Below are 22,574 nucleotides of genomic sequence, written 5' to 3'. Positions count from 1 at the left end.
ATAAATTGGGTCTTACTTACGCAGCTCTTTAAGAAAGCATTTGCTAACGCAAAAATAGCGCCATAGATTCAACGTGGCTGGTGTGGGGGAACATATCCAGCACACCAAGCTTATCCAACTGGTAGCCAGCCTCTGCCAACAATGCGGAATCACGCGCCAAAGTTGCAGGGTTGCAACTGACGTAGACAATCCGGTTGGGAGAAAGTTGCTTTTCCGCATCCCAGCGCAGAATGCTGGCAATAATATCTTTTGCACCATCGCGGGGCGGATCAAGCAAAATCGCGTCGATTCCCTGTTCCTTATTAGCGCCCCCCAAACGTCGCAATTGAGTATGGGTCATATCCGCCAGGTTGGCGGCAATAAATTTGGCGTTAGTGATATTTAACCGTTCGGCATTTTCACGCCCTCGCAAGACCATCGACTCAACAGCTTCAATGCCAACCACTTCAGCACACTGCTGCGCGATAGGCAGGGTGAAGTTGCCGATGCCGCAGAATAAATCCAGCACCCGGTCAGTGGGCTTTAATGCCAGCAAGTCCAGGGCTTGCGCGATCATCTGCCGGTTCACTTGTGGATTTACCTGAGTGAAATCCTGCGGGTGAAACCCAAGCTCCACCCCTTCAACGGAATACCCCAAACGTGGATCGCAGGGCTCGCCAGTAAGATCCGTCAAGCCGAGATTACCATTGGGCTCCAGCCACACCTTGCATTGTGTCGCTTCTGCCAATTCAGCGAGTGCAAGTAAATCTGCCTCCGCCAACTTTTTCGTGTGACGCAAAATAATCGCCGTCGTGTTTTGCCCTTTGACCAATTCAATATGGGTCACCGCTTTAACTGCACGCAGTTCCGTCAACCAGCGGTGCAAAGGCGCGAGCAGCACATTTAATTCGGGCACCAACACCACACACTGTTTGATGGGCGTGATGTCATTGCTGTAGCGCTGGCGAAAGCCGAGCGTCACGCTGCCGTCAGCTTCGTACCAAACACCTAGGCGCGCACGGCTGCGATAAGCGCGATCGCCTGCGCTGATTGCCAACAATATCTGTTTAGGCACTACTCCGCCCCAGCGCTGCAATTGTTCCAACACCGCATTTTGTTTCATTTCTATTTGCGCCGCGGGTTGCATATATTGCAGTTGGCAACCACCGCAGATGGCGAAATGTTCACAGGGAGGCACAACACGTTCCGGGGAGCTATCAATTAACTGGTCGATACGTGCATCGATAAAACGCGCATGATCTTCCACCAGCCGCGCAGTAACTTTTTCACCAACCAGAGCACCATCGATAAAAACGGTTTTGCCGTCGAGACTGGCAACACCGCGGCCATCGTGACTTAAACGATCAATGATAAATTCGCCAAGGCGCTTATTGGTTTGCGGCAGTTGCTTTTCTTCAACGCGCGCCTGATTGCGGCGCGGCGCATCATCGCGCACATACACGCTGCCATCGGCTTTTTTAGGGCGCGGTTTTTTGCCCAACAGGCTGCCGCCTTTTTTCGGCGTACCATTTTTTGATGAGCCGCCATTTTTACCACTGCGATTGGACATTAAAAATTCCCGGGATTACAAAAAGTAACGGCGCAGTAGTTGTGTGAATCATGCGCCGTCATCAGTTTTATTTATTGAGCTCAGTATCTATCCATTTGTAGCGCTCGCGCTGCCAGCGGATCATTTCTTTTACTTCCGCTTCATAGCTACCAGTGCCACCATGGCTGCCATGTATAATCCAATCAGCAAAATCCGTGACTGACCAGAGCAGATAATTTTTCTTTTGTTGCTTATCCAGCCAGGCCGCACGCGCTTCAGCATATTGGAAAACGTAATCCAGTTTTCCGTCCGCTTTTGCACTATTCCACCGCGCTTTTACTTTGGCTTTAAAAGCAGGATCTTGAAATAAACGGTCAAACCAGGGTGCGGGACGAATATGCCAGCCATAGGTTTTATCAACATCATCGTAACCCGCGTTGCCAAATGCCAAATCAAAATCCCAAATTGGTCCGAAAAATAATTTGCCATTGCGTTTTTTATACAAATAAAAACTCGCGACCGCGCCATCGGGATTTTTAAACAGTTCGTTAATTAAAAAATAATTCACCGCTGAATCCACATCGATATAGGCGGCGTAACCCAGTTGCGGATCGGTAAAGTTATTGCCAAACAATGCTGCTTCAGTATCTGTGATGTATTTGTTGATGTATTCGCGCTGAGCCGACCAATTTGCCTCTAACAATGTTTCGGGAGTATCGATACAGAACGGGTTCATGCCATGGGTTGAGTCCACACAAAAAGCCGCTTCGCGATCCATGTTGACGCCATTTACACAAAAACTTTCCCAGAACGCAGTTTGGCAATAATCCTTGTGCATACGGAAATCCACTTCCATCAAATAACCACCGGTAATTTTTTCGGCATCGGTATCAGCGACTTTTAACTCAGGAATGTTTACCCTGTCTTTACCAACGCGAATATGTTCGACTAATTGATACACACCCTGATAGGCGCCGTTAAGTGTCACTTCTACATACTGGTTTCTAACCGTATATTCCAATCCCAAGTGGCGACTTAACATAAATGCGATATCGTTGCGCATTAATGTTTTGTCCGCATAGTTCGCCAGCAATACCCAATGTTTACTTGCTGGCATACCCAACATTTCAGTGGAATTAGCCAGTTTAAGCCGATAGGGTTTCTTGACCCAACTCCAAGTCGAATTGCCGCGACCACGAATTTCCAACGCACCGTCTACTGGCGCCATACCTACACCGGTCAATTCAAAATTACCGTTGACATAGGTCTCTTTGGACAAGATAGGTGCACTGCCAGCAGTGGTAATTTTTAACACAGGTAATGCGTCAACAACACCAACTGGAAAATCTGCTGGCATGCTCGATGCAACACTGGAACTAGAGCTGAAGGATGAAAAATTTGCGGTCGATGAAACAGTCGCTGCAGCTGAACTCGCCGGTGACGAACTAATAGCAACCGGATCTTTTGAACCCGAGCTGCCACCACCACAAGCCTGCAGTAACACTGCAAAAAAAATAAACGTAAACCGAATTATTGCCGTCATAAAAAACCATCCACATTAGTTATTTTTAATAAATCCACGAACGCCTTGAATTGATCACGGATTGTGCTCCGGTCTGCAATCCTTAATTAAACAAGCCAGACGATAAATAGCGGTCACCACGATCGCAAATAATCGCCACTATCACGGCATTTTCTACTTGCCGACTTAATTCCAGCGCTGCCGCTACTGCACCGCCAGATGACACACCACAAAAAATCCCCTCTTTGCGTGCGAGGTCGCGCATCGTTTGCTCGGCCAGCGGCTGGGGCATACTGACAATTCCATCGACGCGATCGCGCTCGTATATCTTGGGCAAATAGGCTTCCGGCCAACGGCGAATACCGGGAATTTGCGCACCCTCAGCTGGTTGCAAACCAATAATCTGAATTGCCGGATTTTTTTCTTTTAGATAAAGCGATGTACCCATGATCGTACCCGTGGTACCCATGGAACTGACGAAATGGGTGATAGTGCCACCAGTTTGCTGCCAGAGCTCCGGGCCGGTGGTAGTGTAGTGAGCGAGTGGATTATCGGGGTTGCCGAACTGATCCAATACCTTACCCTTACCTTCGGCTTGCATTTTGAGTGCGAGATCGCGCGCGCCTTCCATGCCCGCCTCTTTGCTCACCAAAATCAGCTCCGCCCCATAAGCTGCCATTGACGCTTTGCGCTCGGCAGTGGAGTTATCAGGCATGATCAAAATCATCCGGTAGCCCTTGATCGCCGCGACCATCGCCAGTGCAATGCCAGTGTTGCCGCTGGTGGCTTCGATTAGCGTATCCCCGGGTTTAATATCGCCGCGTAACTCAGCACGGCTGATCATGGATAATGCGGGACGGTCTTTCACTGAACCTGCGGGATTATTGCCCTCCAGCTTTACCAATATTGTATTGCTCGATACACCCGGCAAGCGCTGCAAACGCACCAGTGGTGTATTGCCAACAAATGCCTCTATGGTGGGAAAATCCATACTGACCTCAAAGCTGATGATTCAGGTAAATAGCCGGTTGCGCTGGCGCGCGTGGGACGGCTATTCTACCTGTGATCACCCACCCTGCGAACACCCTGTGGTGAAACTCATTTAGGCCCAACACTCGCCGGCATAGTAAAAAATAAGGCAAAACTCTATGAATAATAAACGCAGCAGCATTAAATCCGATGTCTGGCGCCTGATTTTTATTCCCTCGATCAGCATTATTATTCTTATTGCTGCCAGTCTTACCTATTTATGTATTTCACAAATCAATAAATTTATAGATTTACGCGGCAGTGTACTTGCACAAAAAACAGCACACTTACTGCATAAACCTATGCTGGAAAATAATCGCGAATTGGTGCAATACATTCTCGATGCCTCCATCGAAGAACCTTACATTCGCGCTGTACATGCGTATTACACCGATACCGACCAAAGCTTTCACAGCGGCCCGCAATTTATGCAAACCGAGGATGCGGGCGAACCCAACATGCAGCAGCCGTTGGAGCGGCGCACTGATCGCACCTTACGCTTTTCGCATCCGCTGGTTAACCTCGAAAATAAAAATCCTATCGGTTGGGTCGAACTTGAATTAATGGCTGCACCATACGCCGTGGTGCGCTATGAAGCCATAGTGTTGACCATCGCACTCACGCTGTTGTGTTTGATTATGGGGGCCTATTTTGCTATTTCACTTTATTACCGCATTACCGATCCTCTCGACCATATTAAAAATATTGTCCATGCACTGGCGCGCGGTCGGCTGAATGAGCGGGTGGAGCAGCAAAACTCCAGCGAGTTTTTAGGTTTGGCTGAATCGATCAACACCATGGCCGATTATATGGAAGCTGCGCAGGCCGATATGCAATCGCACATTGACCACGCGATTGAAGATTTGCGCGAGACACTGGAAACCATTGAAATCCAAAACGTGGAGCTTGATCTGGCGAGAAAAGAGGCATTGGAAGCCAGCCGCGTAAAATCTGAATTCCTCGCCAACACCAGCCATGAAATTCGCACACCGCTAAACGGTATTCTCGGCTTTATCAATCTCGCACTCAAAACGGAACTCAATGAACAGCAGCGTGAATATCTGGAAACAATCCGCGATTCAGCGCAAAACCTTCTCACGGTGATCAATGGCATCCTCGATTTTTCCAAAATTGAATCAGGCAAACTCACCCTGGATTACGCACCCGTCCCCATTCGCAATTGCATCGATGAAGTGCTGCACATATTGGCACCCGATGCCCACGAAAAAAATCTGGAATTAATTAATTACGTCGAGCCCTGCATTCCCAAAAATTTATTGGGCGATGCACTGCGCTTCAAGCAAGTACTCTCCAATTTGGTGAGCAACGCCATTAAATACAGTAGCACCGGGAATATCCTGATTGATGTCAGTATCCTGCAACAACAGGAAACACAAATCACACTTAAAGTGTGTGTAAGTGATGAGGGGATAGGCTTAACTCGCGAAGAGCAAGACCAACTCTTTAGCCCTTTCAACCAAGCTGATTCCTCCAATACCCGCGAGCATGAAGGTACCGGTCTCGGCTTGGCAATTTGCAAAGGATTGGTTGAACGCATGCACGGGGAAATCGGTGTGGTTAGCGAGCCGGAACGAGGTTCTACCTTCTGGTTCACGGCGCGCTTAGGTATCGACAAACGCCAACCTTCGGTGAGCCAATTGGCCAACCTTAGTGACTACCGTATTTTGCTGTGCGGTGAAAATGCCGCGTCGTTAAAACAAATTGACTGCTTGCTCCGTGAATGGAACGGCAATACACAAAGCATTCCAGCAATACACGATTGCTTCCCTATATTGCGCAATGCGCGCAACAGCAATAACAATTTTGATTTGTTAATTTTGGATATCGCGCCCAATGAGCGCAAAATTCCGCCCGTTTTACTGAATAACTTGGCCGAACAATTAAATGTGGAATTTAATTGCACACTTATCGCTTGCTGCACCCCGGCACACCAGCGCTTATTCCGCGCGCATTCAGAAAAATCGCAGGTTTTGTTTATCAACAAACCTATTGCTTACGATTCACTCTTGCAAACGCTCGGTCGCCAATTGGATTTGCATATCAAAGATATGCGCGAGCAAGATGAAGAGGAAGCGTTGCGACCGAGTGTTGCGGTTTTATTGGTAGATGACAATCTTGCCAACTTGCAGCTCGCCTCCGAATTATTGCGCGGTTTAAATACCCAAGTCGTGCAAGCCAGCAATGGCAAGCAGGCAATTGAAGCCTGTAACGATAATGAATTTGATGTGATTTTTATGGACATCCAAATGCCGGGGATGGATGGTATGGAGGCAACACGGCATATCCGTGCTTTGGAACAAGGCAAACGCCGCACGCCAATTATTGCGCTCACAGCACATACCATCACCGAACAAAAAGCCGAATTATTAATTGCTGGCATGGACGACTGCATTAGCAAACCGGTTAATGAGGCGCAGCTGGCACATATCATTAATCGCTGGGCGAGTTTGTCAGGTAAAAAAGAAGTTGTGATCCAAATCGAAGAAAAAAACCACAATCTGAATGTGCGCGAACCAATCCCAACACAAGACCTCACTGGCTCAGTAGATATCCAACTCTGCCTGAAACTGGCTAACAACAAACCGGCACTCGCCCGCGACATGCTTAGCATGTTACTCAGTGGCTTGGAAACCGAAAAACAACAAATCAATGCTGCACTGGAGAATAGCGCGTATGAGGAATTGGGCGAGCTGATTCACCGTCTGTACGGTAGCAGTTGTTATTGCGGTGTACCGCGCCTGAAACATATCAGCGGGTTGCTCGATAAACTTTTCCAAAGTGAACAATACGAACAAGCGCGCGATGCAATCCCCGCGCTCAATCATGCGCTCGACGATTTAATTAATTGGGGGCGCGATAAAGAACTGGACCCATTATTTGGTTTGGAAAAAGCGGACGCCTAAAAAATAACAGAGAAATAAATAACGCGGGAACTCAGTCGTGTTTGACAGATACAAACAACTGCCGACTATTAAGCGGGCGACTACCAAGCAACGGTTTCAATAACCGGCGGGAGAGATACTTGGCTGCGAGGCGCGTTGCAGGGTCTGAATAATCTCCTGCTGCTATCGCCAACAACCATTCACCTTTTAACAAGAACTGCTCGGGAACTTCAGCCCCTGCACGAAAAAAACCTTCCTGAATATGGCACTCGTAAAACTCCTGTGCCTCTATTGTACAATCGTTGCGTACATCCGCACCAAAATCCAAACCGTAGCCCAACTCAGTTAATAAACGAAATTCAAATTCGCGCAGCAAAGGCTCAATATCGTCTTTGTTTTGCAACGCATTCAGGCTTTGTTCGTAGGCAAAATACAAACCGTTGTGCCCATCCATTTCCGGCAAGAGCCGCACCAGCAATTCATTGAGATAAAAACCGGAATATAAATGATTGGCGGTAAGCGAGAGAAAATGGTTGTCGGATTCAAAACTGGTCAAGAGTTTCATATCAGTTTTTCCCTGCCAACAAACCAGCAAACGGCTAAACGGATTTAATAATTGACGCTTGGGGGTTTTGTTTTTGCGCACACCGCGCGCAACTGCTGTGACACGCCCGAAGTCGGGCGTGAGAAAATCAATCAATAAACTGGTATCGCGATATGGACGTGTGTGCAGGATATAAGCGGGCTGAAGATCAACACGCATAGCTGTGAATTAAAACTCGTTGTAGCCGAGGCTGCGCAAGGCGCGCTCGTCATCAGACCAACCGGATTTTACTTTAACCCAAAGCTTGAGCATGATCTTCATCTCAAATAGTTTTTCCATATCTGTGCGCGCTTCAGTACCAATCAATTTAATACGGCTGCCTTTATCACCGATCAGGATTTTTTTCTGGCCATCGCGCTCAACTAAAATCAGTGCAGAAATATTAAGCAAATTACCTTCCTGCTTAAACTCTTCAATCTCTACTGCCATCTCGTAGGGCAATTCATCGCCCAATTGACGGGTAATCTTTTCACGCACAATTTCGGCAGCCATAAAACGCGAACTGCGGTCAGTGATTTGATCTTCCGGATACATATGTATACCTTCCGGTAAACGCTCGGTAACCAACTGCTCCAACCGATCCAGATTAGTATTGCGCAGCGCCGACATAGGAACAATTTCGGCTACGTTTAATTTTTCCGACAAGCTTTGCAAATGGGGCAGCAAGGTTTCTTTGTCTTCAATTTGATCGACTTTATTTACTGCCAAAATAATCGGACATTTTACATGCTGCAATTTTTCCGCAACTGCTTCATCTTCTTCAGTCCAAATAAAACGGTCGATTACAAAAACCACCACATCCACATCTTTCATCGCACTGGTGGCAGCTTTATTCATATAACGATTGATGGCCTTTTGTTGGCCGAGGTGCATACCGGGGGTATCCACAAAAATAATCTGCACATCGCCTTCCGTTTTAATACCCACAACAGCATTGCGTGTTGTTTGTGGCTTGCGCGAGGTGATACTGATTTTTTGCCCAAGGATATGATTGAGCAGCGTGGACTTGCCCACATTAGGGCGACCAACGATGGCAACATAACCGCAGCGACTGCCGATGGTTTCAGGCTGATCTGTATCTGATTCAAAAGTCATAAATAATACTGGAAGAGAGAATGGAAATTCGGGGCGATCTATTAATAAGCGAGCTTACAAAATTCAATCGATTTTTAACTGCGCCAGCATCAATACCGCGGCTTGTTTTTCCGCTTCACGGCGGCTTGAGGCCGTCGCACTGGTAGGCTGTTTGGTTAATGCAACACGGCATTCTATAGTAAACATTTGCGCATGCCCTTCGCCCCCCACCGCTACCACAACATACTCCGGCAATGGCTGGCGCTGGGCTTGCATATATTCTTGCAAGCGCGATTTGGAATCTTTGGCACTGGTATCAATACTTAAGGTATCAAGGCGTGGCGCGAACCAAGTGAGCACACGCTCGCGGCAGATATCCAGGCCGCTGGCGAGATATATTGCCCCGATAATCGCCTCAACGCTGTCCGCTAAAATCGAATCGCGCGTGTGGCCGCCAGATTTCATCTCTCCTTCGCCCAGCACCAGACACTCACCCAATTCAAATTCGCGTGCGAGTTCTGCAAGGGTATCGCCTTTTACCATCTGCGAGCGCAGGCGGCTCAACTGACCTTCACGCGCTTCAGGGAAACGTTTGAACAGAGCCTCGCCAACAATAAAATTTAAAATCGAATCTCCCAGGAATTCAAGGCGTTCATTGTTGGTTGCACCATGGCTGCGGTGTGTTAGCGCCAGCTGTAATTGGCGCTGATCCTCAAAGTGATAGCCAAGACGTAGCTCAAGGCGCTGGTATTTAAGTGTTAACACAAATTACTTGGTCTTTGGGGTAGCAGGAGGTTTGCAGCATTGACCGGGGCGAGAGCTGTCGAGATGATTCTGGAAGCTCACCACCAAATCAATATTCCAGAAAAGCGGTACGCGAGTTTCATAATCTACAGTAACCACAGCTTTTTCGCTTTCACGCACAACCTTGATATTTCTGGTTGGACCTTCGCTACGCACATTGTTAATCATGTAAAAATTATTGAGCTTACTTTTGATTTCTGCATCCGTCATCTGCTCCAGTTTTTCACTGCCGGTTTCCAGCGAGCGCAAGGCTGATTCAACATAGGTATTTTCAGCATAAAGTGGAATTACCTTGAATGCGAATAAGATAAAGAAACCCGCAACGGCTATTACCAAGGCCCATTGCAACATGCCAAGACCACGCTGGTGTTTAAGCAATTTGATAGTGTTAGCCTTCATTATGATTGACTCCGATTGAGAGGAATGACCAGCATTCAACTTACCACAGGTACTTATTTAATAACGCCGACATGATCAAAGGACGGAATGCTCAGGAACTTCTCCCAATGCATCCAGACTGCAAAGGCTTTGCCGACAATCGCTTCTTCCGACACAAAGCCCCACTCGCGGCTGTCCAAACTATTATCGCGATTATCGCCCATCATAAAGTAGTGACCTTCAGGGACGACCCAGGAACCATGCACACTCAAGCGACTGGGCTGTATGTGTTTATAGGCGGTGAATTCTTTACCGTCAATATTCTCGGTAACCATCCGCAGCATGGGCGCGCCCGCCGGCAACTCTGCCACTAATTTTTCTTCAATGACTTTGCCATTCAAGGTCAGCACATGATTATTGTAAGAGATATGGTCCCCCGGCACTCCGATCACACGTTTGATATAGTAAGTCTCGGGGGCATGCGGTGGGAAAAACACCATCACATCCCCGCGCTGGGGTTTGCCGGTAGGAATCATGGTGTTATTCAGCACCGGTGCCCGCACACCGTAGGCAAATTTATTTACCAAAATAAAATCGCCGACTTCCAATGTGGGGATCATTGAGCCCGAGGGAATTTGAAACGGTTCGACAAGGAACGAACGCAAAAAGAAAACAATAAACAAAACCGGGAAAAAGGATTTGGAATACTCAACCAAAATCGGCTCTTTGCCAGCCACGGCTTTGGCTTCTTCAAACGCCTCTTTTTGCTGCTCAGTATCCAATGCCATACCAGCAAACTGTTTTTCCACGGCAGCCACTTTGACTTTGCGCGGACGCGACAATACCAATGCATCAAACAACCACACCAAACCAGTAATCAATACCGCGAGCGTGAGAATCAGAGGAAGGTTAATACTGCTCATCAAGTTTCCTTAGTGGGTTATTTGTCTGCGATTACTATTATCTATGTTAACTAGCTATCGATTTTCAGTACGGCAAAGAACGCAGCTTGTGGAATTTCAACACTGCCCACTTGCTTCATGCGTTTCTTACCAGCTTTTTGTTTTTCCAACAGCTTTTTCTTACGGGTTGCATCGCCACCGTAACATTTGGCTGTTACATCTTTACGCAATGCTTTTACAGTTGAACGCGCAACGATTTGTCCACCAATAGCGGCCTGGATTGCAACGTCATACATCTGCCGAGGAATCAGCTCTTTCATTTTTTCAGTGAGCGAACGACCCATACCGTGCGCTTTATCGCGATGCACAATAATCGCCAAGGCATCCACTTTTTCACTGTTGATCAACACATCCAAACGAACCAGACTTGCAGCTTGGAAGCGGGTAAAACTGTAATCCAGCGATGCATAACCGCGGCTAACTGACTTTAACCGGTCAAAGAAATCAGTAACCACTTCATTCATCGGCAACTCATAGCGCACACGCACTTGCGAACCGGTGAACTGCAAATCTTTTTGCACGCCGCGCTTTTCGATACACAGGGTAATGACGTTACCCAAGTGTTCTTGCGGCACAAGGATATTGGCCTCAACGATCGGCTCGCGCATTTCCTCGATCGAGCCAGGGTCAGGTAATTTGGACGGGTTATCAACATAGATAACTTCACCGCCGCGCTTGACTACCTCAAACACTACTGTTGGAGCCGTAGTGATCAGGTCGAGATCGTATTCACGCTCCAAACGCTCCTGGATGATCTCCATGTGCAGCATGCCGAGGAAACCGACGCGGAAGCCGAAACCCAGCGCATCTGAACTTTCGGGTTCGTAGAACAAGGAAGCATCGTTCAATGTCAGCTTGGCCAAGGCTTCGCGGAAGTCCTCGAAGTCGTCGGAGCTGATGGGAAACATACCGGCGTAAACCTGCGGCTTGATCTTCTGGAAACCTTCCAGCGCTTCAACGTCAGGAGTTTGAGCATGAGTGATGGTATCGCCTACAGGTGCGCCATGAATGTCTTTGATACCAGCGACCACAAAGCCTACTTCACCGGCCTTGAGTTCTTTTAACTGGGTGGGCTTGGGGCTAAATACACCCACACCGTCAACAATTTGCGCTTTGCCGATGGTTTTGGTGATGATCTTGTCTTTCAAGCGCAGTGTGCCCTGCTTTACGCGCACCAGCGAGACAACGCCGAGATAGTTGTCGAACCAGGAATCGATAATTAGCGCTTGCAGCGGTGCATCAACATCGCCTACGGGTGGCGGAACCAGGCGCACCAGCTCTTCCAATACATCTTCCATGCCCAAGCCGGACTTGGCGGAACAGCGCACGGCTTCGGTGGCGTCGATACCGATAATGTCTTCGATTTCCTGTGCAACGCGGTCTGGCTCTGCCTGCGGCAGGTCCATCTTGTTCAAAACCGGAATTACCTCCAGGCCCTGCTCAATCGCGGTGTAGCAGTTGGCAACTGACTGTGCCTCTACGCCCTGCCCCGCATCGACAACCAGCAACGCACCTTCACAGGCAGCCAGCGAGCGGGATACTTCATAGGTGAAGTCCACATGGCCGGGGGTATCAATAAAGTTAAGCTGGTAGGTTTTGCCATCGCGCGCATTGTAGTAAAGCGTCACGCTGTGGGCTTTGATGGTGATGCCCCTTTCACGCTCCAAATCCATGGAATCAAGCACTTGCGCTTCCATTTCACGGTCACTCAGACCACCGCACATCTGGATGAAGCGGTCGGCGATGGTGGATTTACCGTGGTCAATGTGGGCAATAATGGAAAAGTTACGGATATGGCTCAGGTCAGTCACAGGCGCTTAACTACTTTATGAAGTTGGAATTTGTCCCCGGAATGGGGGGCGGAAATAGTGGGCGGCATTCTAGCCTATTTGGTAGGGGCATGCCATGAGCACACCCTGCAGCCTACGACTAACCGACTTCAGCCTACCCAGGCTTCACAATGGCGGCAATTCCGCCGCAACATCAGCGCTGGTGAGTTTGGTGCGCGCCTTGGTACTCAGATTTTGCAAATGGTTAATCACATCATTGGCGAGCCAGCTGACTGATTGATCCGGATGGCTCAACAGATTTTCTGCAGAGGGGATATGACTTTCGTTACCGGTAGCGCGCAGGGCGAGCAGCGCATCCAGAATTACACTGGTATCACTGTCTTGTACCAGTGGCACAATCGCAGCGGCGGCACCGGCATAGTGGGTTTTGGCCAGATCGTTCAGTGTCTGGCGGCGCACCGCGGGGTTGGTACTGCGCAAACCTGGCTGGGCTTCGGCGACTAACATGTGCATCAAATTGTTATCACCGCGCAGCGACAGTACCTGTGCAAGCACGCGTTTTAATTCGGTATTGGTTTGGTTGCGATAGAGTGTCTCCAGTTCCTGGTTTGTCAGGGTATCCGGGTTCTCAGCCAGATCGGCAACGACTTTACAGGCAATTGCGATGGTTTGTGGATGGGTGTTTTCTGCTACAAAGTCGCGCAGTTTTTCCCCAAAGCTGCGCGGGTCACCAATAAAACGTGTGCTCAGATCTTTGCGAATCTGCTCAATATCCAGGGCTTGGTGCGCGGTTTTATCGGCAGGTACCGATACTAGTTTCTGCGCGGATTCCAAGGTCTGGATTTTATGTTCCAGAGCAATAATTTTTTCGCGTTGTGCGCTGCCATCCAGCAAAATGCTTAGCACGCCATAGCTCACCACCGCGCCGATACACGCAGCCAATAACAAATGCTTGTTGGAATATCGGGGAATACTCATCTCTATCTCTCGTTATTATTTTTTAGGTATCGATTAAAGAAGGGGCGGGAAATCCCACCCCCTTGGTTGTGAAACTTAAGACTTACAGATTGCCGTAACCGATAGCGCCATTGCAATGCAGCCATTCACTGCCGCCATTGCCGCCGCCACAAGCGTTGTTTTGGTAAACACCGGTGTTGTAAGTTTGCGCTTCTGACTGACGCACGCTGCCATTCACACTGATGTAATCCACCTGCACATCGCGGCTGCCGGAATCGTTGAAGTATTCAACCAGCGAACCCCCCGACAAATTGGTCGTCGCCGTGTAGTTGTTCATACCGGTAGACAAGGTCCAGGTTTGCACTGTGGTGTTGTTCACTTTCAAACGGATTTGTTCCTGGCCGGTTGTCCCTCTGGCGCGCACTACAATAGTTTTGTTCCCGCCGGATGCTGAACTTGAGCTGCCGCCCCCACCACCACCACCACCATTACCGGCACCTTCACCGACAGTGATGTCAGAATTGCCGTTACTTTGATAGCCCTCAGTCGCCAATACCATGTAGTTGTGATTACCCAAATTCAGGCCTTTGCTTCTCCAGAAGTTAACGTGGTTAGCAAAGGTGATGGTGCCGGAAATATTGCCGAAACCTTTTTTAGGATTTCTCACACTGAAGTATTGATAAAACGTTTGGGTGCCATCAATCGAGGGCTGTTGGGTGCGCAGGCAACGACGCACATTATAAGTAGCACCATCGCTGGTGAAGCTGCCGTAGTCAGTACCACCAGAGCACGAAGCCGGGTTGTAAGAACCGTAGCTTTCGATTACGTAGTATTCAATCAGCGGGCTTCTGGTCCAACCATAAAGTGCCAGGTAGGAGTTTTGGCTGTTGCTTACGCCGTAGTAACCCGAATAGTTGACGACTTTTGAGCTGCTGCCAGGATTCCAGCCTTTGCCGCCCACCCAGTTATTGGTGTTGTTGGTCCATTGGGACGCGTAACGACCACCGGAATGCAAAGTCATGGATGCGCTGCCTGAATCTTTCCAAAAGCTGTAGTAAAAACCGTTATTGGTACCGGTCGAGTTGGACGTTAAGGTCTGCGCGCTAACGGTTGTTGCACAAAGCGCTGCTGCGCAGATAAAGGATGAAATTACATGCTTGCTGCTGATAAATAGTTTCATTATTAGACTCCAGGATATAGCCACCCAACCAATACCACCGTAGAGGAGGAGGGGCTGTTGGGACTTACCCTGTTCATTGCGAACAGGCGTTTATCGGGGGCCATACTGCGTTGCTGTTATAGGTATGAACCGGCTTGGCCACCGCGATAAGTGCCTATTTATTGTGATATTGTCTTATTGTCAAATAAACCATATATATTATGGTCTTAATAACCATATGCTTATGGTCTTATTAACAATAAATGTTAAAAGGTTCCCTTTTTTAACACTTTTTGCTTCTGGATTGAGTGCATTTTCGCGTCAATACTACGGTTATCCGAGCCACATTGAGATGAAAAATGCGCCATCATTTTATTAGTAAACGATTAATTTCATTAGAAGCCAAACTAGAGCTATGGCGCTGCTATTACCGGTAATTCAGCGACAATATCTGTGCTGGCCAGTTGGGTGCGCGCCCGCTCACTCAGGTTTTGCAGGCTATTGACAACATCTTTTGCCAACCAACTCACCGCCGGATCAGGGTGACTGACTAGCGTTTCAGCCAACCGGACATGGCTTTGGTTGCCGGTTGCGCGCAGTGCTAATAAGGCATCCAGTTTTACGTTGGTGTCGCTGTCCTGCAGCAGCGGTGCGATTGCACTGGCGGCACTGGCGTAACGTGTTTTACCCAGCTCGACCAGCGCTTGCTGGCGTATGGACGGGTTATCACTGCTCAAGCTGGCCTGTGCTTTGGTGATTTGCTTTTCAAGCAACCGGTTATCGCCGCGCGTCGACATCACCTGGGCGATAACCCGTTGCAGATCCGGGTTGGACTGGCTCTGGTAGAGCGATTCCAATTCATAGTCAGGCAGAACTTCAGGATTCTCCGCCAGATCAAACACACTTTTGCTGACAATAGCGACGCCTTCTATACCCGCATTACCCGCCAGCAGGGCATTGGCTTTTTCGGAAAACGAGCGCGGGTCGCGGTCAGAGAGGGTGCCCAAATCTTTTATTAGCTGCTGGCTATCCAAGCTTGCCGTGTCACTCGTCTGCTCGCTGCCGGCCTGGTCAGGCAGCACGTTGGCCGCTGCAGCAGGCTTCTGATGGTTGGTCGCACCAGATCCTGATAGCGCAGATGCGTCAGCTACACCAAATACGCCTGCGGAAAAAAAGCGCGCATCGGTCAGCTCTTCTTCTTTTTGCGCCAATAACAACTCCAAATCCAGAATCCGGCTTTCAAGGGCGCTAATCTGTTCGCGCTGGAGCGATTCATCGTCAAGTAAGGAGAGAGCACCGTAGGTAATAGCGGCCCCGATCAGTGCGGGCAATAACAGATGTTTTTTGAAATCAGGTTGGATACTCATCTTCAATATCCCTCGTTGTGTTTGGTTTTATTGTTATTGTTAGAGTAATTAATTTGATGAACAAAGGGGCAGATAATCTGCCCCTTTGTTTCACATTGCAGTTCAATCGCACTAAGGCTTACAGATTACCGTAACCGATGGCGCCGTTGCAGTGCATCCACTCGCTCAGGCCATTGCCACCACCACAAGCACCGTTTTGGTAAACCCCGGTGTTGTAGCTTTGCGCTTCCGATTGACGAACGCTGCCGTTCACACTGATGTAATCCACTTGCACATCGCGGCTACCGGAATCGTTGGTGTATTCCACCAGCGAACCGCCCGACAGGCTGGTCGTCGCTGTGTAATTGGTCATAGTGGTAGACAAGGTCCAGGTTTGCACCACAGTGTTGTTCACCTTCAAGCTGATGCTTTCACCACCGGCCGCACCGCGGGCGCGCACAACAATCGTCTTGCTACCAGACGGTGCCGAGCTGGAGCTGCCACCGCTGGTACCGGCACTTACGGTGATATCAGAACTGCCGGTGCTTTGATAACCTTCTGTCGCCAACACTTGATAGTCGTGGTTACCCAGATTCAAACCCTTGCTCGCCCAGAAGTTGGCGTGGTTAGCAAAGGTGATAGTGCCGGAGATGTTACCAAAACCTTTCTTCGGATTTCTCACGCTGAAGTATTGGTAGAAGGTTTGCGTGCCATCAATAGAAGGTTGTTGGGTGCGCAGACAGCGACGCACATTGTAGGTAGCACCATCGCTGGTGAAACTGCCGTAGTCAGTACCGCCCGAGCAGGAAGCCGGATTGTATGAACCGTAGCTTTCAATGATGTAATACTCGATCAGCGGATTTCTGGTCCACCCATAAAATGCCAGATAGGAGTTTTGTGAGTTGCTGACACCGTAATTACCGGAGTAGCTGACCACGCGCGAACTGGTACCCGGATTCCACCCTTTACCACCGACCCAGTTATTAGTGTTGCTGGTCCACTGCGAGGTGTAGCGTCCGCCAGCCTGTAAGGTCATAGAGGCGCTGCCAGAATCTTTCCAAAAGGTATAGTAAAAACCGTTGTTGGTACCGGTAGAATTTGAACTCAAGGTTTGCGCACTTACTGCAGTTACACACAAGGCTGCAGCACCGATGAGTGAAGTCAGGATTTTTTTGCCAGTGATTTTCATTATTAGTCTCTCGTTTTTGAGCCTCTCAACCAATACCACCCATAGAGGATGAGGACTGTTGCAAGGTTGATCCTGTCTGTTGCGGACAGGTGTATATCGAGAACCAAACAGGCTTGCTGTTATTGTTAAAACCACCCGGTGCTCGATGTATACATGTATACCGTCGAGACTATTTATTGTCAATAAAACCATAAGCATATAGTCAAATAAACTATATAAACATAATCAATGAGAAAATAGGTTACCTGGAAAGTAACACCTACCGTATTTTTGTTCCCATACGATGGTATTTTAGAAACACCCTGACAGTTCGTAAAACGGAGCTGTCAGGGATAACTATTGCAGAGGTATTGATCAACCCGCTGAAAAAATAAGGTTGAAGCAACTAACCATTATTTGACTATCACTGACCTGAAGACTGGGCGGTTTTGGCGATAGAACCGGATTGCCTTGGGTTCATTTTTAGGAAGCGTCTTGATTATCCTGGCGTAATCGTCAGTAGATTTAATCTCACTGAAAGCCAGTTGGGTAATCACATCACCCACCTGCAAACCTGCTTCAGCCGCCGGGCTACCGGGTTTGACATCGCGCACGACTACACCCGCCTCAGCACCACCACGCTGGCTTTGCTCCAGAGGGCTGACAACCAACCCAAGTACATCTGCCGAGTTTTGCAAGGGAACCGAAGCTGGACGCACCGCTGCTTCTGCAGGCGATACCGGCAATATACCCACGGTGACATTAATTGTCTGCTCTTTACCTTTGCGCATAATGACCACCGGCACCTTGGATTTAGGCGCAGTACGCCCCACGAGAGAGGGCAAATCACTGGAATTATGTACCGCATTGCCATTGAATTTGATAATTAAATCGCCCGCCTTCAAACCCGATTTCGCAGCTGGTCCCTCGCTATCGACTTCATTGATCAAAGCGCCCATGGGCTTATCCATACCGAGCGAACTGGCCAAATCCTTATCCACATCCTGAATCATCACCCCGAGCCAACCACGATCTACACGACCTTTTTCTTTTAATTGGGCGACCACATCGACAGCTAATGATGACGGGATTGCAAACGAAAGGCCGACAGAACCACCGCTAGGCGAGTAGATCTGTGAGTTAATACCTACCACCTCGCCGTTCATATTGAATAAAGGCCCACCGGAATTGCCGGGGTTGATGGCAACGTCCGTCTGGATGAATGGCACATAATTACTTTCACTATGTGCCGAAGGAATGCTGCGACCAATGGCACTGACAATACCTGCACTCGCGGAGTAATCCAGCCCGAAGGGCGAGCCTATAGCAACCACCCACTGACCAACTTTGAGTGTTTCATCTTTCGCCAAACTCAGGGTCGGCAAGCCTTTGGCATCCACTTTCAGCAACGCCAGATCAGAGCGTTCATCGCTGCCAATCAGCGTCGCTGTAAATTCGCGCTGGTCATTGAGGATCACCGTAATGGTGTCCATATTGGTTACCACATGGTCATTGGTCAGCACATAGCCATCACTGGAAATAATAAAACCTGAACCGAGTGAACCCCGATCGCGCGGCATCTGGCGGCGCTCCAACAACTCGCGAAAAATATCGGGTAACCCCTCCATATTGGGCGGCAATTGCTGCGGGGCTTGCGCGATTTCGCCTTTGGATACCGCTGTAATTTTCACCACAGCCGGAGCATGCTGTTCAATCAGTTGGGTGAAGTCCGGCAACTCCGCCGCACGACTAGAGAAGGGCAACACGCTGATAGTCACTACTGCGACCAGACTCGCCCAACTGGCAATCAATTTATGCATGGATGACTCCTGAATTAAACGATAACGAACAGATCATAAGTAATCTGGATTCGCAATTTCAGACTGACACGATATAAAAAAATTCCGAACCCGGCACAAATACCGAGTTAAGAATGATTTGGGAATTGTGGTTAAAAATTGCAAGGGACGAAAGAAAGGCTGGGGGCAATCAACAGCGCATCTGGTTATCTGCCACTGGTGAGATCCTGCTGCTCCACCATCTGCTCCAACTGCTCAAGCGTGGAAGGTAGTGAGGAATTACTGGCAGAGGATTGGCCTACCGTTTTTTCCGCCGCTTTTTGCTCTGCTAATTTAATAGCGGCAATTTTCTTGTCCATCTCCTGACGGGTGGACGCATTTTCCAGCCGCACCGTTACCCGGCGGTTTTTTGCCTGCCCAGCCTTGTTCATATTATTGGCAATAGGAAATTTATCGCCATGCCAGCGGATTGTGATGGTCCCGGCATCTACTCCTTTGTCGATCAGATAGCTCGCAACCAGCTCCGCCTGACGCTGCGTTACTACCTCCCCTGCCTCTGGTGTAGCCAGTTTGTCACTGTGGGCATCGATAAGAATCCCCAGCACGCGGGGATCGGCTTTGGTATAGCGGACTATCTTATCCAACTGGCTTTTTGCAGCAGCGTTGAGATCATCGGCATTGCTGGCGTAATTGATAACAGTGCGCGACAACTGGTCGAAAGTGTAAGGGATCAATCCCTCAATACATTGGCGGTACTGACCAGAAGCAGGGCCGAAATTCCGTGCCGCCAGGGCTACCCGCAAGCTGGTGCCATCCGAACTGATTTGCGTGCTACTGGCCACCACATTGGTTCCCTGCTCCAGCGCGCCTTTTATCGCTGCAATATTTGCCGTTATTTTCAAAGGCTCACCACCAACGCTCTGTGCCTGCCCAAGAACCAAGGGGCTAATATCACTGCGCCACGTGGGTGGCATGGTTTCAATACGCACAGCCCCTCCGGGAAATGCCTGACTGGTATGGAGCAGCTCCAAGAATTCGGCAGCATTTGCATTACGAGTAAAACGCGCACTGCCAAACCCGGGAATTTTATGGTTGAGACTACAGGCAAACGGTCCCGAATGCGCCGACCATTGGGAGTCAGAGAAACTGGCGCTGTAAACCTGTGCCTGCAACCACTGGGCACCTCCAAGCAGCGCTAGCACAAGCGGGAACTTAATCAGCACAGGTTTTAAAGCAGGCGAGGCAGACAACAACATGAATCGATCCGGTTATGGCACGAGAGAGTCTTTGCAGTATAGCCAGCCAACCGGGGAATGCAGTCTGCGACGAATATCATCTGGAGCCACCACGAATTAAGGCTGCGGATAAGGGGCAATTTTGATAGCATGCGGCGACTTTCAACCGTTACGCCTGTCTATTTTTACGGAATAACCTGCCCCATGACCCAGCAGCTAACCCTTACCCGCCCCGACGATTGGCATATCCACCTCCGCGATGGTGCCGCTCTCACCCGCACAGTGGGTGATGCCGCACAACAGTTTGCCCGCGCGATTGTCATGCCCAACCTGGTGCCGCCGGTAATGAATACCGAGCAAGCGCTCGCTTACAAAGAGCGCATTTTGGACGCACGCCCTAAGGGCAGCCAATTTGAGCCACTAATGGTGCTTTACCTCACCGACAATACCGACCCAGCCGAGATCGCTATCGCCAAAGCCAACGGTGTCACCGCCTGCAAACTTTATCCCGCCGGTGCGACCACTAACTCCGCCTCGGGCGTAACCGACCTGAAAAAAATCTATCCGGTGCTGGCAGCTATGCAAAACGCCGGTATGCACTTCTTGTTGCATGGCGAAGTAACCGACAGTGCGATTGATATTTTTGACCGCGAAAAAGTCTTCCTCGACCGCACTTTCAGCCAGGTGGTGAAAGATTTCCCCGCCTTGAACATGGTACTGGAACATATCACCACCGCCGATGCTGCCCAGTTTGTTGCCGAGGCGCCCAGCAATGTTGCGGCCACTATTACCGCGCATCACCTGCTCTACAACCGCAACCATATGCTCGCTGGAGGGATTCGCCCGCACTACTACTGCCTGCCGATCTTGAAGCGCGGCACGCATCAGCAAGCGCTGATCAAAGCAGCTACCAGCGGTAGCCCGAAATTCTTTGTGGGTACCGATTCTGCACCCCACGCCAAAGACAAAAAAGAAGCCGCCTGCGGTTGCGCCGGTAGTTACACTGCCTATGCAGCGATTGAACTCTATGCCGAAGCCTTTGAAGATGCCGGTGCGCTCGATAAACTCGAAGCCTTCGCCAGCCATTTCGGCGCTGATTTTTATGGTCTGCCACGCAATACCGACACCATCACCCTGATCAAACAAGACTGGCAAGTGCCTGACACTTTGAGCTTGGGCGACCAACCGCTGGTGCCGCTGCGCGCCGGTGAAATTTTACGTTGGCAGTTACAGACTGCTTAAGGCGAACAAGTGAATCCACCTGAAAATAACCGCGATCCTGATTCACCTATGGCGCAACGCTTTCGCGGCTTTTTGCCCGTGATTGTCGATGTGGAAACCGGCGGCTTTAACGCACAAACCGACGCCTTATTAGAAATCGCTGCCGTCACCATCCGCATGGACCAAGATGGCTATTTACATCGCCACGAAACTTTTTCGTTTCATGTCGAGCCTTTTGAAGGCGCCAACATCGAACAAGCCGCACTGGATTTTACCGGTATCGATCTCGACTGCCCCGAGCGTATGGCCGAACCGGAATTGATGGTAATGACCGATTTGCTCAGCGCGGTGCGTCGCGCCGTAAAAGAAAACGGCTGCACCCGCGCCGTGATCGTCGGCCACAACGCCCATTTCGATTTGAATTTCGTCAACGCCGTGATTGAGCGCTGCAATATCAAACGCAGCCCGTTTCATCCCTTCTCGGTCTTCGATACTGCTACCCTCGCCGGCCTCGCATTTGGCCAAACCGTTCTCGCCAAAACCTGTCAGGTTGCAGGAATCGAATTCAGCAACAGTGCCGCCCATTCAGCCGCATACGATGCGGAAAAAACAGCGGAATTGTTTTGCGTGATTGTGAATCGCTGGAAAGAATTGGGCGGTTGGATAGCCGACGACGAGTACGGTGACGAAGAAACCGAATAAATGATGGTTTCCCGGGAGCGGTAAACACATGGTGTTTGATGTAAAAAAATATCTGCTCAACAAACCCGAGGCCGTCGAAGCTTTCCCCTTCGGCCCCGAGGTTGCCGTCTATAAAGTGCGCGACAAAATATTTGCCCTGATCGGTATGGAAAATAATGAAGTGCGCATCAACCTGAAATGCGATCCCGCCGAAGCAGAGCAACTGCGCATGGTCTTTGATGCCGTGCTACCCGGCTATCACATGAACAAAAAACACTGGAACACAGTGATTATCAACGGTTCAATTCCCGATAGCGAAGTGAAACGGATGATTGATAATTCTTATGCGTTGATCGTAAAAAAACTGGGCAAATCAGCGGCGCAACTTCTTTTAAAATAAAGACTCATCAGGAG

19 protein-coding genes are annotated in these 22,574 nt (G+C 49.4%); 4 read left to right on the top strand and 15 right to left on the bottom strand.

From position 1 onward, the window contains the following. Positions 1 to 43: 43 nt before the first annotated feature. The 3 genes from rlmD to cysM form a co-directional block, all read right to left on the bottom strand. The gene (gene rlmD, locus J2X05_RS13925) at positions 44 to 1,549 is read right to left on the bottom strand and encodes a 23S rRNA (uracil(1939)-C(5))-methyltransferase RlmD (RefSeq protein ID WP_310073442.1); all 1,506 of its coding nucleotides are present in this window, start codon (positions 1,547 to 1,549) and stop codon (positions 44 to 46) included. 67 nt (positions 1,550 to 1,616) lie between these two features. Beyond that, on the bottom strand, positions 1,617 to 3,071 hold the full coding sequence (locus tag J2X05_RS13920; protein ID WP_310073440.1) for a CotH kinase family protein: 1,455 nt from the start codon (positions 3,069 to 3,071) through the stop codon (positions 1,617 to 1,619). 82 nt (positions 3,072 to 3,153) lie between these two features. Continuing rightward, on the bottom strand, positions 3,154 to 4,041 hold the full coding sequence (gene cysM, locus J2X05_RS13915) for a cysteine synthase CysM (RefSeq protein ID WP_310073437.1): 888 nt from the start codon (positions 4,039 to 4,041) through the stop codon (positions 3,154 to 3,156). 157 nt (positions 4,042 to 4,198) lie between these two features. Between cysM and J2X05_RS13910 the strand changes: the two genes are divergently transcribed. Further along, positions 4,199 to 7,003 carry a response regulator gene (locus J2X05_RS13910; protein WP_310073435.1) on the top strand — a complete coding sequence of 935 codons (2,805 nt, stop codon included), beginning with the start codon at positions 4,199 to 4,201 and terminating at the stop codon, positions 7,001 to 7,003. 31 nt (positions 7,004 to 7,034) lie between these two features. Here J2X05_RS13910 and recO read toward each other — a convergent pair whose 3' ends face one another. From recO to J2X05_RS13850, 12 genes are all read right to left on the bottom strand, one after another. Next, entirely contained in the window at positions 7,035 to 7,745 is a 711-nt protein-coding gene (gene recO / locus J2X05_RS13905; RefSeq protein ID WP_310073433.1) for a DNA repair protein RecO, read from the bottom strand. A 9-nt stretch (positions 7,746 to 7,754) separates the two neighbouring features. Beyond that, positions 7,755 to 8,681, bottom strand: coding sequence for a GTPase Era (gene era / locus J2X05_RS13900; RefSeq protein WP_310073431.1), 927 nt, complete (start codon positions 8,679 to 8,681; stop codon positions 7,755 to 7,757). A 63-nt stretch (positions 8,682 to 8,744) separates the two neighbouring features. After that, entirely contained in the window at positions 8,745 to 9,425 is a 681-nt protein-coding gene (rnc, locus tag J2X05_RS13895; protein WP_310073430.1) for a ribonuclease III, read from the bottom strand. 3 nt (positions 9,426 to 9,428) lie between these two features. Further along, positions 9,429 to 9,863: a DUF4845 domain-containing protein gene (locus J2X05_RS13890; RefSeq protein ID WP_310073429.1), complete on the bottom strand. Its 435-nt coding sequence runs from the start codon at positions 9,861 to 9,863 to the stop codon at positions 9,429 to 9,431. 53 nt (positions 9,864 to 9,916) lie between these two features. After that, positions 9,917 to 10,765 (bottom strand): signal peptidase I, encoded by an 849-nt coding sequence (lepB, locus tag J2X05_RS13885; RefSeq protein ID WP_310073428.1) that lies wholly within the window; start codon positions 10,763 to 10,765, stop codon positions 9,917 to 9,919. A gap of 50 nt (positions 10,766 to 10,815) precedes the next feature. Next, positions 10,816 to 12,615 (bottom strand): translation elongation factor 4, encoded by a 1,800-nt coding sequence (gene lepA, locus J2X05_RS13880; protein ID WP_310073426.1) that lies wholly within the window; start codon positions 12,613 to 12,615, stop codon positions 10,816 to 10,818. Positions 12,616 to 12,759: 144 nt separating this feature from the next. Next, positions 12,760 to 13,572, bottom strand: coding sequence for a HEAT repeat domain-containing protein (locus tag J2X05_RS13875; RefSeq protein WP_310073424.1), 813 nt, complete (start codon positions 13,570 to 13,572; stop codon positions 12,760 to 12,762). Between the two features lie 82 nt (positions 13,573 to 13,654). Continuing rightward, positions 13,655 to 14,731 (bottom strand): glycoside hydrolase family 11 protein, encoded by a 1,077-nt coding sequence (locus J2X05_RS13870; RefSeq protein WP_310073422.1) that lies wholly within the window; start codon positions 14,729 to 14,731, stop codon positions 13,655 to 13,657. Between the two features lie 392 nt (positions 14,732 to 15,123). Then, positions 15,124 to 16,077, bottom strand: a complete 954-nt coding sequence (locus tag J2X05_RS13865) for a HEAT repeat domain-containing protein (protein WP_310073420.1) — start codon at positions 16,075 to 16,077, stop codon at positions 15,124 to 15,126. A 118-nt stretch (positions 16,078 to 16,195) separates the two neighbouring features. Beyond that, positions 16,196 to 17,245 carry a glycoside hydrolase family 11 protein gene (locus J2X05_RS13860; RefSeq protein ID WP_310073418.1) on the bottom strand — a complete coding sequence of 350 codons (1,050 nt, stop codon included), beginning with the start codon at positions 17,243 to 17,245 and terminating at the stop codon, positions 16,196 to 16,198. A gap of 392 nt (positions 17,246 to 17,637) precedes the next feature. Beyond that, the gene (locus tag J2X05_RS13855) at positions 17,638 to 19,044 is read right to left on the bottom strand and encodes a Do family serine endopeptidase (protein ID WP_310073415.1); all 1,407 of its coding nucleotides are present in this window, start codon (positions 19,042 to 19,044) and stop codon (positions 17,638 to 17,640) included. Positions 19,045 to 19,229: 185 nt separating this feature from the next. After that, entirely contained in the window at positions 19,230 to 20,279 is a 1,050-nt protein-coding gene (locus J2X05_RS13850; RefSeq protein WP_310073414.1) for an OmpA family protein, read from the bottom strand. A gap of 183 nt (positions 20,280 to 20,462) precedes the next feature. Here J2X05_RS13850 and pyrC point away from each other — a divergent pair, with 183 nt between their 5' ends. From pyrC to J2X05_RS13835, 3 genes are read left to right on the top strand one after another with little or no spacing between them, the layout of a single operon-like run. Beyond that, a complete protein-coding gene (pyrC, locus tag J2X05_RS13845; RefSeq protein WP_310073412.1) occupies positions 20,463 to 21,500 on the top strand; it encodes a dihydroorotase in 1,038 nt (345 codons plus the stop codon). A 9-nt stretch (positions 21,501 to 21,509) separates the two neighbouring features. Continuing rightward, complete coding sequence (gene rnt, locus J2X05_RS13840; RefSeq protein ID WP_374725278.1) at positions 21,510 to 22,181, top strand: ribonuclease T; 672 nt, start codon at positions 21,510 to 21,512, stop codon at positions 22,179 to 22,181. Positions 22,182 to 22,209: 28 nt separating this feature from the next. Continuing rightward, positions 22,210 to 22,560: an MmcQ/YjbR family DNA-binding protein gene (locus J2X05_RS13835; protein WP_310073409.1), complete on the top strand. Its 351-nt coding sequence runs from the start codon at positions 22,210 to 22,212 to the stop codon at positions 22,558 to 22,560. Positions 22,561 to 22,574: the final 14 nt, after the last annotated feature.

This window comes from Cellvibrio fibrivorans, from assembly GCF_031457055.1.
GTDB classification, from domain to species: Bacteria; Pseudomonadota; Gammaproteobacteria; order Pseudomonadales; family Cellvibrionaceae; genus Cellvibrio; species Cellvibrio fibrivorans.
This window is presented reverse-complemented; position numbering and strand designations above follow the sequence as displayed.

Coding starts and splice junctions, on each gene's coding strand:
- pyrC (WP_310073412.1), top strand. CDS start 20,463: ATGACCCAGCAGCTAACCCTTACCCGCCCCGACGATTGGCATATCCAC.
- cysM (WP_310073437.1), bottom strand. CDS start 4,041: ATGGATTTTCCCACCATAGAGGCATTTGTTGGCAATACACCACTGGTG.
- J2X05_RS13835 (WP_310073409.1), top strand. CDS start 22,210: ATGGTGTTTGATGTAAAAAAATATCTGCTCAACAAACCCGAGGCCGTC.
- lepB (WP_310073428.1), bottom strand. CDS start 10,765: ATGAGCAGTATTAACCTTCCTCTGATTCTCACGCTCGCGGTATTGATT.
- J2X05_RS13865 (WP_310073420.1), bottom strand. CDS start 16,077: ATGAGTATCCAACCTGATTTCAAAAAACATCTGTTATTGCCCGCACTG.
- J2X05_RS13910 (WP_310073435.1), top strand. CDS start 4,199: ATGAATAATAAACGCAGCAGCATTAAATCCGATGTCTGGCGCCTGATT.
- J2X05_RS13870 (WP_310073422.1), bottom strand. CDS start 14,731: ATGAAACTATTTATCAGCAGCAAGCATGTAATTTCATCCTTTATCTGC.
- J2X05_RS13850 (WP_310073414.1), bottom strand. CDS start 20,279: ATGTTGTTGTCTGCCTCGCCTGCTTTAAAACCTGTGCTGATTAAGTTC.
- era (WP_310073431.1), bottom strand. CDS start 8,681: ATGACTTTTGAATCAGATACAGATCAGCCTGAAACCATCGGCAGTCGC.
- J2X05_RS13855 (WP_310073415.1), bottom strand. CDS start 19,044: ATGCATAAATTGATTGCCAGTTGGGCGAGTCTGGTCGCAGTAGTGACT.
- recO (WP_310073433.1), bottom strand. CDS start 7,745: ATGCGTGTTGATCTTCAGCCCGCTTATATCCTGCACACACGTCCATAT.
- J2X05_RS13875 (WP_310073424.1), bottom strand. CDS start 13,572: ATGAGTATTCCCCGATATTCCAACAAGCATTTGTTATTGGCTGCGTGT.
- J2X05_RS13890 (WP_310073429.1), bottom strand. CDS start 9,863: ATGAAGGCTAACACTATCAAATTGCTTAAACACCAGCGTGGTCTTGGC.
- J2X05_RS13920 (WP_310073440.1), bottom strand. CDS start 3,071: ATGACGGCAATAATTCGGTTTACGTTTATTTTTTTTGCAGTGTTACTG.
- rlmD (WP_310073442.1), bottom strand. CDS start 1,549: ATGTCCAATCGCAGTGGTAAAAATGGCGGCTCATCAAAAAATGGTACG.
- J2X05_RS13860 (WP_310073418.1), bottom strand. CDS start 17,245: ATGAAAATCACTGGCAAAAAAATCCTGACTTCACTCATCGGTGCTGCA.